Origin of the sequence: Sphingobacterium olei, assembly GCF_005048855.1 — a bacterium.
Lineage (GTDB): Bacteria > Bacteroidota > Bacteroidia > Sphingobacteriales > Sphingobacteriaceae > Sphingobacterium > Sphingobacterium olei.
On the sequence record NZ_SUME01000005.1, the window covers coordinates 169,423 to 182,872 of the forward strand.

The 13,450-nt window shown below is 44.5% G+C and carries 10 protein-coding genes; 9 read left to right on the forward strand and 1 reads right to left on the reverse strand.

The genetic code is table 11. From position 1 onward, the window contains the following. Position 1 precedes the first annotated feature (1 nt). Both FAZ15_RS13270 and FAZ15_RS13275 read left to right on the forward strand, forming a co-directional pair. Positions 2 to 2,185, forward strand: a complete 2,184-nt coding sequence (locus FAZ15_RS13270; RefSeq protein ID WP_136901803.1) for a PepSY domain-containing protein — start codon at positions 2 to 4, stop codon at positions 2,183 to 2,185. Positions 2,186 to 2,239: 54 nt separating this feature from the next. Continuing rightward, positions 2,240 to 3,214 (forward strand): FAD:protein FMN transferase, encoded by a 975-nt coding sequence (locus tag FAZ15_RS13275; RefSeq protein ID WP_238387249.1) that lies wholly within the window; start codon positions 2,240 to 2,242, stop codon positions 3,212 to 3,214. Between the two features lie 22 nt (positions 3,215 to 3,236). Here the strand turns inward: FAZ15_RS13275 and FAZ15_RS13280 are convergent, their stop codons facing one another. Then, positions 3,237 to 3,590 carry a phage holin family protein gene (locus tag FAZ15_RS13280; RefSeq protein ID WP_136901804.1) on the reverse strand — a complete coding sequence of 118 codons (354 nt, stop codon included), beginning with the start codon at positions 3,588 to 3,590 and terminating at the stop codon, positions 3,237 to 3,239. Between the two features lie 236 nt (positions 3,591 to 3,826). Here FAZ15_RS13280 and FAZ15_RS13285 point away from each other — a divergent pair, with 236 nt between their 5' ends. From FAZ15_RS13285 to FAZ15_RS13315, 7 genes are all read left to right on the forward strand, one after another. Continuing rightward, positions 3,827 to 4,240, forward strand: a complete 414-nt coding sequence (locus FAZ15_RS13285) for a DUF2147 domain-containing protein (RefSeq protein WP_136901805.1) — start codon at positions 3,827 to 3,829, stop codon at positions 4,238 to 4,240. Positions 4,241 to 4,355: 115 nt separating this feature from the next. Beyond that, complete coding sequence (gene kbl / locus FAZ15_RS13290) at positions 4,356 to 5,546, forward strand: glycine C-acetyltransferase (RefSeq protein WP_136901806.1); 1,191 nt, start codon at positions 4,356 to 4,358, stop codon at positions 5,544 to 5,546. Between the two features lie 420 nt (positions 5,547 to 5,966). Continuing rightward, positions 5,967 to 7,772 (forward strand): translational GTPase TypA, encoded by a 1,806-nt coding sequence (typA, locus tag FAZ15_RS13295; RefSeq protein WP_136901807.1) that lies wholly within the window; start codon positions 5,967 to 5,969, stop codon positions 7,770 to 7,772. A gap of 195 nt (positions 7,773 to 7,967) precedes the next feature. Next, positions 7,968 to 10,964, forward strand: coding sequence for a sensor histidine kinase (locus FAZ15_RS13300; RefSeq protein ID WP_136901808.1), 2,997 nt, complete (start codon positions 7,968 to 7,970; stop codon positions 10,962 to 10,964). Between the two features lies 1 nt (position 10,965). Continuing rightward, complete coding sequence (locus tag FAZ15_RS13305; RefSeq protein ID WP_136901809.1) at positions 10,966 to 11,763, forward strand: hypothetical protein; 798 nt, start codon at positions 10,966 to 10,968, stop codon at positions 11,761 to 11,763. Between the two features lie 17 nt (positions 11,764 to 11,780). Then, positions 11,781 to 12,407, forward strand: a complete 627-nt coding sequence (locus tag FAZ15_RS13310; RefSeq protein WP_136901810.1) for a response regulator — start codon at positions 11,781 to 11,783, stop codon at positions 12,405 to 12,407. Between the two features lie 213 nt (positions 12,408 to 12,620). Beyond that, a complete protein-coding gene (locus FAZ15_RS13315; RefSeq protein WP_136901811.1) occupies positions 12,621 to 13,367 on the forward strand; it encodes a tyrosine-protein phosphatase in 747 nt (248 codons plus the stop codon). Positions 13,368 to 13,450: the final 83 nt, after the last annotated feature.

The following is a 13,450-nucleotide window of genomic DNA, read 5'->3' on the forward strand; positions in this document are numbered from 1 at the left end:
AATGACCCTATCCATCTGGCGGTATGCGCACCTGGCTTTAGCCCTAGTTTCGGCACTGTTCCTGTTGATACTTTCAGTAACAGGAGTGATCCTGGCAATCGGGGCAGTGGACGAAAAGACACAGGGGTATAAAGTCAGTAATTTTGATGAAATAAACCTCGCACAGACCATTCCGACGCTGTGGGAGGTTTATTCCGAAATTACAGAACTTACCGTAGATCACAATCAGTTCGTAACGATAGATGCTTTCGATGAGGAGGGCAATTCGCTCAAAGCCTACATTGACCCCCGCACCGGAGCCGTTTTGGGAGAAGTAAAGCCCCAAAGCGATTTTATCCAATGGAATATTGCACTACACCGTTCGCTATTCTTGAAAGAAACCGGACGTATCATCGTCGGCGTGGCGTCCTTTCTGCTTTTTCTAATTACTATTTCGGGAATTGTACTGATTGCCAAACGCCAACAGGGACTGCGAAATTTCTTTGCCAAGATCAATAAAGACTTCTTTGCCCAGTACTTTCACGTCGTCAGTGGACGGATTTTTCTGATCCCGGTACTCATACTAGCCCTCACAGGTACCTACCTTTTTATGGTCAGGATTGGTCTGACCGGTGGCGAAAACCAAACTGTTGATTACGTATTAAATGAAGAGGCAGCAGCGCAGAAACCGCTGGCCGATTTCCCCGTTTTCAACGAAACACGGCTGGCAGATGTGGATAAAATCGAATTTCCATTTATACCCGATGATCCCGAAGAGTTTTACGTATTGAAGCTGAAAGACAGGGAACTGGCGGTAAATCAAATTACCGGCGAAATAAAGGAAGAAACCCGATACCCCTACAGCTTGATATTGGAAAGACTCAGTTTGGATTTGCACACCGGACGAACGAATGCAATTTGGGCAATTATTTTGGGTTTTGCTTCGCTCAACATTCTGTTTTTCATCTATACTGGTTTTGCGATTACCTTCCGCAGATCAGGAACTAAAGTCAAAAACAAGTTCAATGCTTCCGCTGCCGAGTACGTGATTTTGGTCGGAACAGAAAATGGCAGTACACTATCTTTTGCCAATAAAATCCATCAGCAGCTACTGGCCCTCGGGTGTAAATCCTTTCTGACCGAGATGAACAAGTTTACACGCTTTCCCAAAGCAACACATTTCTTGGTTTTCAGTTCTACATATGGGTTGGGTACAGCACCGGCAAATGCGATAGCTTTTGATAAATTGATTGCCAAGTTTCCGCAAAATCAACCCGCTCAATATTCCGTTATCGGGTTTGGATCAAAGGCCTATCCCGACTTCTGTGCCTATGCAGGACAGGTCGACGAGCTGTTGGCACGACAAAGTTGGGCGACACGATTGCTCGATCTGCATACCGTGAACGACCGTTCCGTAGAAGAATTTATGACCTGGGTGAATGCATGGAATGGGAAAACCGCCTGCGGATTAGGAACCACACCCGCTCTCTACGCCACCAAAATAACCGGTTTGAAGAAATTCACCGTCTTGGAAAGAACTACCGTTACCGAAGATAACGCAACGTTTAGAATCACCCTGAAGCCACAAGGCGCGCAAGCTTTCCAGTCGGGCGATCTGTTGGCTATTTACCCCGCAAACGATGGCCGAGAGCGGTTGTATTCCATAGCTAAAGTAGATGGCAATATACAGCTTATCGTCAAGTTGCATCCCAGCGGATTAGGATCCGAATACTTATATCATCTCGGAAAGGGCGATAGTACATCTGCCCGGGTCGTCATCAACAAGGAGTTTCATTTTCCGAAGAATGCGCCCATTGTCGCAATGATTGCGAATGGCACTGGTATTGCACCATTTATAGGGATGATTAAGGGAAACAAAAAAACGATTTCGACTCACTTATACGCAGGCTTCAGGTACAATAACAGCTTGTCAAAGCAATACGACTCCTTTGCCCAGGAAGAAATAGCTGCGGGAAGATTGATTGGTTATTATAGCGCTTTTTCACGCGAGGAAAACCGGAAATATGTAATGGACTTGATCCGACAAGATGCGATATTCTTTTCCGAATTATTAGAAAATAAAGGTGTCATCATGATCTGTGGCTCCTTGGCTATGCAAAAGGACGTCGAACAATTGCTTTGTGAACTACTCCAAACAAAAGACCTCAGCCAGTATAAAGGACAGATTTTAGCGGATTGTTATTAGTTTAGTGACTGGTGATTCGTGACTGGTGATTGGTGGCTCATTAAGACATAGAATATGTACGTATTAAATTTGGGAATGTCTAAATACCTTGGAAGCACACTCTTGTTTTTGTGTTTGGGACTGTTATTTCAAACGGTGGATGCACAGGTTCTGGTCAAAAGACAGCTGACCAAAATGGGATCGCTTTTCGATATCACGGTCGTGGCTCGTGACAGTATACAGGCAGACCAGCATATTCAGGACGCCGCCAATGAAATAGAGCGCATCGAAAACCTTATTTCCGAGTGGAGGCCACATACGCAAATAGCCCAGGTAAACCAATATGCCGGTATCCGCCCTGTACAAGTAGACAAAGAAGTTTTCGAGCTTACCCGCCGTGCCATTTATTATTCCCAACTAACAGACGGCGCTTTCGATATTAGCATAGCTGCTTTAGATAAAGTTTGGGTGTTCGACGGCAGCATGGAGCAGTTGCCATCTGATGATGCTATTCGTAACTCTGTGCAGTATGTAGGCTACCAATATATTGTTTTGGATAGCGTAAACTCGACCATTTTTTTGGAAAAGAAGGGTATGAAAATCGGCTTCGGTTCTATCGGGAAAGGCTATGCCGCTGACAAAGGTCGCGAGCTCCTACGATCTTTGGGTATCCAAGGCGGTATTGTAAATGCTTCCGGTGATCTTTCAGCTTGGGGTACACAACCTGACAGACAGCCCTGGAAAGTAGGGGTGCGTAATCCGTTCAAACCCCATAAAATGATAAAGGTCCTGAAATTGGGGTACGGCTCGGTGGCAACATCCGGGAGCTATGAGAAATTTGCAGAACTACACGGCAAACGCTATGCGCATATTATCAATCCTATCACCGGCTGGCCATCTACCGGGCTTACCAGCGTAACCGTCTACGGAACATCGGCAGAGTTTGCCAATTTCCTCAGCACATCCATTATGGTTTTAGGAAATAAAAAGGGCAAAAAACTACTAAAAAAATTCCCCGACTATAAAGCCATTATCGTGAAAGACAAGTAAAGCGTCATTGTTCGCGTGTTTTTTATCGAGCAGACTTTTCGCCGCCAATTCTTCCAAGGATCATTTCTAGTAAGGCAACCACAACAGCAAATAGAGCTGCAGCCCAGAACCCCGAAACATCAAACTTAGAACCCATGATGCTGTCGCTGAGCATAACCATCAATACCGTGATGATAAATGATACCAGTCCAAAAGTAAGCCAATTGAGTGGAAACGTGAATAGTCGCAGTATCCCGCCGATAACTGCATTTACGAATCCAATTACTAATCCCGTTACAATAGCCCAACCAAAGCCAGCTACCTGTACACCAGGAATAATATAGGATGCTAATGCGATAACTAGTCCCGTCAACAAAAGTGATATAATAAATCTCATAATTACAATATATTTAGTTTATGAAAGCGATTCAAATTTAGTGCCAAAGGAGAAGTTTCCATATTAAACTTTCTGACGAGCGGCTTAAGAAATTATTATCCAAAAAGGCGCATTCAGATTAGCAGTTTTAAAACATCGAATATCTTGACGTTGAGCTAGACGCTAAAAAAAATATATATATATTATGCTTGCATATGAAATTTTATTATCTTCACCTTAATTATAAACAAATGCGTATGAACAAGCTACTCTTTACAGTATGTGCCTGGATAATGTCTGTGACATTATTTGCGCAAACAAGCGATCCTATTTTGGGTAAATGGCAAAATCCTTCCGGAGAAGGACGAATAGAAATTTACAAGAAAGGCGATAAATATTTTGGGAAGTTATATTGGATTAAAGACGCCGCAAAAAAGGATGTCAATAATCCAGATGAAAAACTTCGTTCCCGCAACATCCAAGGTGTAGAAATACTTACCAACTTTACCAAAAAGGGGAGTGCCTATGAGGGCGGACAGATTTACGATCCGAAATCCGGAAAAACGTACAGTTGTAAAATGAGCATTAAAGGCGCCGATCAACTCGATATCCGTGGATATGTGGGCGTGAGTCTTCTGGGACGCACCGAAACATGGAAACGCGTTAAATAGGACAATCGATTTCGTTGTAAGTACATTATAATTTCTTGTATCTTTGGCTTATTCGCAGATTTGCGAATACGCAGACTTGCAGATTCACAAATACGCTTAATTTTTTACTTATAACATGTTTACCACATTAAAACCCGTATTGGAAAAAGAACTTGCAGCGATCAAAGATGCAGGTTTATACAAAAAAGAACGTATCATCGTCACCCCGCAGGGAGCAGATATTAAAGTAAGCACAGGGCAGGAAGTGATTAATTTCTGTGCAAACAATTATCTGGGATTATCATCCCATCCCAAAGTTACAGAAGCAGCGAAAAAGGCCATTGATTCGCATGGCTATGGCATGTCTTCTGTGCGCTTTATCTGTGGTACGCAGGATATCCATAAAGAATTGGAGGCAAAGATTTCCAAATTTTTAGGCACCGAAGATACCATTTTATACGCCGCAGCATTTGATGCAAATGGCGGGGTATTCGAACCCCTATTAGGTGCGGAGGATGCAATTATTTCCGACGAGCTCAATCACGCTTCAATTATCGACGGCGTCCGTTTGTGTAAAGCACAGCGTTTCCGTTATAAAAACTGTGATATGGAAGATCTTGAAGCACAATTAAAAGCAGCTTCAGGAGCACGCCATCGTATCATTGTGACAGATGGCGCTTTCTCAATGGACGGTTCAGTAGCACCCTTGGATAAAATCTGTGACCTTGCCGATAAATATGAGGCGCTAGTCATGATAGACGAGTCACACTGCTCAGGCTTCATCGGTAAAACAGGTCGCGGTACACACGAGCTATTTAACGTCATCGATCGTGTAGACATCATTACAGGTACTCTAGGTAAAGCTTTAGGTGGTGCTTCAGGTGGATTTACGTCCGGTCGTAAAGAAATTATCGATATGTTGCGTCAGCGTTCACGGCCGTATTTATTTTCAAATACCCTAGCTCCAGCAATCGCCGGCGCTTCCGTTGCGGTGTTGGATATGTTGAGTGAAACGACCGAATTACGGGATAAGTTGGAAAATAATACAACATACTTCCGCGAGAAAATGACAGCAGCCGGCTTCGACATCAAATCAGGCTTTCATCCGATCGTTCCCGTGATGTTATACGATGCTAAATTAGCACAGGAATTTGCAGCAAAGATGCTGGAAGAAGGAATATATGTGATCGGCTTTTATTATCCAGTCGTTCCACAAGGAAAAGCACGTATCCGTGTACAGATCTCCGCAGCACATGAAACCAAACACTTGGATAAAGCGATTGCTGCGTTCACCAAAGTAGGGAAAGCATTGGGTGTGATACAGTAATAAAGTTAGTTTGTCGCTCAAGGCCGCGACTGGCTCGTCCTTTTGTCTTGTCAAAAGGACGCAAAACCATGTCGCTCGAACCTTTTGGCCGTAGGGATAGTGCCTCCCATTGCTACTGCCAAACCGAAACGAAGTGGAGCTCAGCGTAGCTAAAGCTTCACAGGCGACATCTTGAGTAATTGTAAGGATAGTGCATTAATTATATTGTACTTTTTTTATGCCTCAGCTGGATTTAATTGCGGATTCTTTTTTATAAAAAAATGCCCTCTATCATTAATTAACAGGTATTCAGGGGGTTGTTGGTCGGGGTGTTAAGCCGAGTAAACAAAAAACTAACAAAATATTCACGGTAAATATTTAGAAATGAGGTACAAAATTCATATCTTTGCACCTCAAATTTTTATATAATATCGTTGCTAAATGCAAAATATCAGAAATATAGCGATTATCGCTCACGTCGATCACGGTAAAACTACGCTGGTAGACAAAATCTTACACTTCACAAATCTTTTTAGAGATAATGACGGTACAGGTGATTTAATTCTAGACAACAATGATCTGGAACGGGAGCGCGGTATTACGATCGTTGCTAAGAATGTATCTGTACAATATAAAGGTGTAAAAATAAACGTTATTGATACTCCTGGTCACGCCGATTTCGGTGGTGAGGTAGAGCGCGTATTAAAAATGGCAGATGGTGTTGTGTTGTTGGTAGATGCTTTTGAAGGTCCGATGCCGCAAACACGTTTCGTGACACAAAAAGCGCTTGCTTTAGGTCTAAAACCATTGGTTGTCGTTAATAAAGTAGACAAAGAAAACTGTCGTCCCGAAGAAGTTTATGAGAATGTATTTGACCTGTTCTTTAGCTTAGATGCTACAGAAGAGCAATTGGCATTCCCTGTATTATATGGTTCGTCGAAACAAGGTTGGATGTCAACCGATTGGCAAGAACCAAAAGAAGATGTATCTGAATTATTGGATGCGATCATAGATCACTTCCCACCTTCCCCATATGTAGAAGGAACATTACAAATGCAGATCACCTCTTTAGATTACTCTACGTTCGTAGGTCGTATCGCAATTGGTCGTGTGGCACGTGGTACCATTAAAGAAAATCAACCCATCTCTTTAATGAAACGTGATGGTAAAATCGTTAAATCCCGTGTTAAAGAATTACATACTTTTGAAGGCTTAGGTCGTCGTCGCGTTACTGAAGTAGCTTGTGGAGATATCTGTGCCGTAGTAGGTATCGAAGGCTTTGATATTGGTGATACGATTGCTGATTTTGACAATCCAGAGCAATTGGAGGTTATCCATATCGATGAGCCTACAATGAATATGTTGTTCACGATCAACAACTCCCCTTTCTTTGGTAAAGAAGGTAAGTTGGTGACTTCCCGTCACATCCACGATCGCCTTCAAAAAGAATTAGAGAAAAATTTAGCGCTTCGTGTAGTTCCTACCGAATCCCCAGATGCCTGGTTGGTGTATGGTCGCGGTATCCTGCATTTGTCCGTATTGATCGAGACCATGCGTCGCGAAGGATACGAATTGCAGGTGGGTCAGCCTCAGGTAATTGTCAAAGAAATTGACGGTAAGAAATGTGAGCCTATCGAAGTATTGGTGGTTGACGTTCCTGCAGAGGTTTCAGGTAAAGTAATCGAATTGGTAACGCAACGTAAAGGCGAGCTATTGATTATGGAGACCAAAGGCGAAATGCAACACTTAGAGTTCGAAATCCCTTCCCGTGGTATCATCGGTCTACGTAATAACGTACTGACAGCTACAGCAGGAGAGGCTGTAATGGCACACCGTTTGAAAGGATACGAGCCTTGGAGAGGTACAATCCCTGGACGTCTGCACGGTGTATTGATCTCGTTGGATAAAGGTACTACAACAGCTTACTCTATTGATAAATTACAAGATCGTGGTAAATTCTTTGTGGATCCAGGAGTAGATATTTACGAAGGACAGATCTTAGGCGAGCACATCCGTGATAACGATTTAACGATCAACATTACGAAAGGTAAGCAATTGACCAATATGCGTGCTTCCGGTACGGATGACAATACACGTATTGCTCCGGCGATCAAATTTTCGTTAGAAGAATCGATGGAGTATATCCAAGCAGACGAATACATCGAGGTAACACCTCAGTCTACCCGTTTACGTAAAATCTACCTAACAGAGAATGAGCGTAAAGTAAATGCTAAGAAATTTCAATAAGCTTTTTATTAGTATACACATATTAAAGCCTTCGATCTTCTCGAAGGCTTTTTTTGTTTTAACACTTTTCTTTCTTTGTAGCTAAAGCGCTACAAATTTAAAAAAAGATCGTTTGGGCTCGCTACATCTCAATTCAAATTTAATTAGATTTGGATTCCAATTGCCGAATGGAAAAGTAACCGTAACATACCTTAAGTGATCATTAAGATAAATACCTCTGCTCCACGTTTGCAGCTCTATTTGTGGCTTGTGCTTTGCATGTTGCCCCTGTCGATAGAGGCTTCGCCCTATCGCTATACTCAGGTGCTAACAGGTGTAGACAAGTCGCACAGCATGATTCGTGTAGCTGTCAAAGACCCAAGCGGTCTGATCTGGCTCCTTTCCGGCGGTCAACTTTATCGATATGACGGGGTCAATGTCATGCCCTTTGCCAAGCTTTATGCGCAGGCGCTGCCCTATGACGAAGTGCAGTCCATGGCAGCAGACCCATGGGGCAGGCTGTGGCTCAACACGCGGAATGGTCTTCTGATATTTGATATCAATAGCTGGTCATTTGTCGAACACGCCTCCTTTGTGAAAGGAATAAAAAATCTTGGAATTGTAGGCATGTTTAGCCGGGGAGACGCATTCTTTGTAGCCACTGAAACGGGAATGGTGTGGCAGGTCCACGAAAACCACAAAACCTTCCTCTTTTATTTCGACCCCCAGGGAGGCAGAGGAAGAAGAACCGTAGGAAGTCTTTTCGTTGCCGATCACGATCAGGTATGGCTGGCGTTTAACGGTAAGCTCTATAGCATGAACCTGCGCACCTATAAGCGCCGGCTCAAAGCCATTCCGGCCGACGTGTTCGACTACGTTGAAGATCTATTACCCATTAAAGGGGGGCTGCTTATCCGCAATTACAGATACGGCTATTATATTTTCGACGGTCAACAGTTTAAATTGTCCGACTTGCGGGGCAGTGGCACCGATGACTTTACCAATTGGAGCCATTGGTCCTTCACCGAAAAAGATCGCATCAAGATATTTTATAAAAATGGGCGCTATTTTGAGTACAGTAGAGACACGGCATTCGTGCGATTAGCCGAAGAGCGGCATCGTCTGGAAGAAGATGTACTTTACAAAAAGCTGAACGGTTGGCAACGAGCCGGAGACGAGTGGCTGCTCGCGACAGATGAAGGTCTCTATAGCGTATTCCGGGCCAAAATCAATTTTGATTTTGTAGAGAGCGGAAGTTCCAGGGGTATGATCCGGCAGCACGACAAGTACTATTTTGGCGGATACGGCTATTTGGATCTTATGACACTTCAAGGTGATAGACGTACCTATACCGAAGCACCCGAAAATAATTACTACACTTTTCTCGAACGCAATGCCGATACCTCCTGTATTGCATTAGAAGGTGATTTCCTGGGATTCCTTAGCGATGGGCGGGTCACAAAGGCACCGTTAGAAGTGCCAGCGATCTGGAATAAGGAATTCTCGCCTATGGCCTTTTGTATGCTGATGCAGGGCACTGACACCCTGCTGGTCGGGACCTCCAATGGCATATGGAGATACGCTATCACTTCGGGCACCGTGTCACCTGTCCTGGATAGTAAGATCGGATTCTTTAGCAAGGGGATGCGGATCATGTCCATGGGGAGGAAAGACGAAGCCCTATCCTTCACGACAGAAAACGGCTACTACCTGTGGCAAGCAGGCCAGTTGCAGAAAATTTATCCGGCAGACGATTCCAAACTAAATATTTATACGCACCTGCATCAAGGCGAAAACACCTATCTCGCTACCAAAGGGCGGGGGCTTATAGTTCTGGATAAACAGAATAAGGCCCTGTCCGTCGATCAGAAAAGTGGATTGGCAAGTAATACAGTTTACCAGTTGGCCTGGATAGATGGCGCCCTTTTTATAGGTACCCACGAAGGTCTTTCCGTCCGTACGCAACGCGGTCAGGTGTATAGCTATCACGATAGCGACGGACTTCCTTTCGAGGAATTTAATCATCATGCGATATATTACGATAAGAAAGCCGATCGCCTTTTTATGGGTGGTACAGGCGGATACATAGCATTTGATCCTTCGGCACTGCTAACCCTGGTGAATCAGTTTTACGTGCCCGCCCCTGTACTCGTGGGTATCCACATCGGGAAGCGTTCGAACCGGTATTGGCATAGCTACGCTGCCCAAGAGTTAAAAGACACCATTTACATGCCCGCCGATGCAGTGTGGTTCTCGATGGACTTTGCACATCTGGACCAATACCGGCAGGCCTATCACATGGAGTATCGTATCGTACCACTTATGGAAGGATACCAACCGATGCCCGCATCCCGGCAGATCAATCTTTCCGGTTTATCCACCGGTCAGTACCATGTGTCGGTCAGGGCGCTGGCAGATAATGATGGAGGGAGCAATGAACTAAATTGGCTTCTATACAAAAAACCACATTTTACAGAGACGCTGGGATTTTATGTGTTGATCCTGGCTTTAATAGCCGGCTTGACGAGTTTTATTCTCTATGAACGATCCAGTAGAGCAAAAGGTGAAAAGCGGTTAAGAAAACAGATTTCCCGCGATCTGCACGATGAAGTGGGCGGACTCCTTACCGGGATATCCATGCAGGCCGATCTGCTTCGCATGGGTCGGGCAGGGCAGCAGGAAAAACCCGGCGAGACCATTGGTAGCTATAGCCGGGAGGCGATACAGATGATGGATGATATTATATGGGCGATCGATGCACGGAATAATGAACAGGGGAGCTTGGGCGATCGGATGAAATACCTTGCCGGACAGATGATTGAACCATTGGGCATGCCGATTACATTTGATATGGATCATCGGTATGAACGAAAAATGCTGCAGACGGTACGGCAAAGTCTTTACCTCATCTACAAAGAAGCGTTGCACAATATCTGCAAACATGCCGCCCCCGGCGAGATATACATCAAACTCCATGTTTTGCCCGGCTCTATTGATATGGTCGTGAAGAATACAGGGCACGCACCCGCAAAGATTGAGGATAACGCACGGATGCGTGTGGGGCAGGGGCAACGGAATATGCAGATGCGTGCCGAGCAGATTGGTGCAACTTTTGTTTCGGAATTTACAGCCGAGGGCTATGTCGTAGAAGTATCCGTTCCTGTTCGTTCCGGGCTATTAACTAGTATTTTGAATCCTTTAAACCGAAGATGATATGGATATAACCTACACGCTAGCATTATCTTTTGCCGTATTGGGCTCAGTGTTAAGCTTTCTGGGTATCGCCCTGCGTCTGCTGGATAAAGAGCGACGCCAGCAACGTGCAGAGCAGCTGCTTTGCCTAGCTGTTATCGCCATGTTTTGGCATGTGTTCATTTATCTGCTTATTTTTACGGGACATATCCGACTCTTCCCCGAACTGTACAATAAAGGTATTCCGTTGTATTACCTCATCGCGCCCTGCGCATATTATTATACCCTATTTACCCTTTACCCTAGCGCCAAAATTTCAAAATATTGGGTCATGCATCTTCTGCCATTTGCATTTGGTGTCATAGACGTGATTCCCTATGCCCTGGCCAGCCGGGAAAAGCAGGTAGCACTTTTGGAAACGGTTGTCGTTGATCTACAGATGGGGTTTAGACACAGTTACGGATTCATCGACCAAAAATGGCATTACCTTGTCAAGTTTATGCTGGCTTTTGTCTATTTGATGGCGCAGTGGCGGCTTTTTTACCTATTTGATCCCAGAGAGAGCCGAATTGGTGCAGGAGCAAGGTATACCGTACTCACTTTTTCAATTATGTATTCCCTCCACCTGCTTCTACAAAGTGGTCTTATTGTAACCATACTTGTAAACGAGATGCAAGGCTCTTTTATTTTAAAGAACACGGGTCAACTGGTATGGGTAAGTCTGTTCTTTCTATTATTCAGTATATGGATGTTCGTGAGTGCGGCATTCCACCCCTTTGTTGTAAAAAGAAGAATACGAATCTTCAAATCTAATATCTAACATCTCATATCTAGAACATGAAATACCGTCTAGCAATAGTAGAAGATCGGCAGCCCGTTTTGGACTCCCTGGTCAATTTTTTTTCTACATCCCCACATTTTGAGCTTGTAGTTTCGGCCAACTCATTTGAAGCACTTGCTGCCGTTTGGCAAAAGCAGGAGATCGATGTATTCCTATGCGATATCGGTCTGCCCGGAAAATCGGGTATCGAAATCACCTGGTATATTAAAAAGAAGTCGAGCGCTACGCAGGTCGTTATGTTTACGGTTTTTGACGACCGGGACAACCTGTTTCAAGCCTTGTGTGCCGGCGCATCCGGATACCTACTGAAGAGTACCCCTCTGTTTGAGGTCGAAGAACGCTTGCTTGAGGTCATGAAAGGCGGTTCAGTAATGAGTCCGCAAGTCGCCCGTTTGGTATTCGAACATTTTAATCCCCACCTGAACAAACGGAGTAATGCCCGTATTGAACAGCTCACCCCGCGGGAGATCGAAATAGTAGCCCTATTGCAGCAAGGTGCCTCCTACAAAAAAGTCGCAGAGCAGATCTTTGTCAGCGTAGATACCGTTAAGTTCCATATCCGTAATATCTATGCCAAGCTGCAGGTCAATAGCCGGGCAGAACTCATCTTAAAATACAAATAGATTTAAAAACCCACCCTTTTGGGTAGGTACGCGCATGGCTTAAAGCCCTACATTTGCTTTTATCTATGTATGAAAAACAACATAGCCTGCCTGCTACACGAACACAGTCTCCATCGCGGGGGGTGATAGCGTAGTAGGAAAGCTTGATGCAAGGGTGTCTGTTGATGTTTAGATATCCGGTACAATGTAAAACGCAAAAAGGAAATAGATAACATGCTTAGCATTTTCAATCGTAAACGGAAGTATAAAGATCTCAGCTGGATAGGAGTCGATATGCATTCGCAAGTACTTCCAGGGCTAGACGATGGTGCTGCTTCAGTCGAAGATAGCCTGTCGCTGCTCACGCAGATGCAGCAACTGGGCATTGAACAATTCTATGGCACCCCGCATGTATTTAAGCGGCTTTACCCCAATGATGTTGACAGTATAACAAAATCCTACCGCACCGTAGTTGATGCCTTAGGGTGCCGAAACATCCAGCTCCGTTACGCTGCGAAATATAGGGCAGATCAAGATTTTGAAACCCTGTTGACACAGAAATACCAACCCTTACTGTGCCTTCCCGGTAGGCATGTGCTCATCGACATGCCTTATACCGAAGAAAGCCGGAATATAGATCATGTAATCCTTTCCCTGCAGAGTATGAGCTATACGCCCATACTGGCGCACCCAGAGCGATATGTATTTTACCATGATGCCCCGCAGCGTATCAAGCGCTATAAAGACAGGGGTTGCCTGCTGCAAATTAACCTGCTGTCCATGTATGGACATTACGGTCCGCGCGAACAGAAGGTAGCAGCATATCTGTTAAGCCATGGCCTTGTCGATCTCGTTGGTACCGATGTGCGTCAGGAACGGCACATCGAAGCGCTCGAGCGTTTTGTCAGAAAGCAGGACCTGTCCGGCTTCTTTAAGAATAGTTTCCTGCAAAATAGAGCACTATTTAGTATTACGTCATGACAAGATATTTTATACCAATATATTAACCAATGAACCAGACAGTTTTTCCATTCTGTCAAGCTCCCTGCCGGATAAAGAGTTAG

Excerpts from the sequence above, each read along its gene's own strand:
- FAZ15_RS13270 (WP_136901803.1), top strand. The coding sequence starts at position 2 with ATGACCCTATCCATCTGGCGGTATGCGCACCTGGCTTTAGCCCTAGTT.
- FAZ15_RS13275 (WP_238387249.1), top strand. The coding sequence starts at position 2,240 with ATGTACGTATTAAATTTGGGAATGTCTAAATACCTTGGAAGCACACTC.
- FAZ15_RS13280 (WP_136901804.1), bottom strand. The coding sequence starts at position 3,590 with ATGAGATTTATTATATCACTTTTGTTGACGGGACTAGTTATCGCATTA.
- FAZ15_RS13285 (WP_136901805.1), top strand. The coding sequence starts at position 3,827 with ATGAACAAGCTACTCTTTACAGTATGTGCCTGGATAATGTCTGTGACA.
- kbl (WP_136901806.1), top strand. The coding sequence starts at position 4,356 with ATGTTTACCACATTAAAACCCGTATTGGAAAAAGAACTTGCAGCGATC.
- typA (WP_136901807.1), top strand. The coding sequence starts at position 5,967 with ATGCAAAATATCAGAAATATAGCGATTATCGCTCACGTCGATCACGGT.
- FAZ15_RS13305 (WP_136901809.1), top strand. The coding sequence starts at position 10,966 with ATGGATATAACCTACACGCTAGCATTATCTTTTGCCGTATTGGGCTCA.
- FAZ15_RS13310 (WP_136901810.1), top strand. The coding sequence starts at position 11,781 with ATGAAATACCGTCTAGCAATAGTAGAAGATCGGCAGCCCGTTTTGGAC.
- FAZ15_RS13315 (WP_136901811.1), top strand. The coding sequence starts at position 12,621 with ATGCTTAGCATTTTCAATCGTAAACGGAAGTATAAAGATCTCAGCTGG.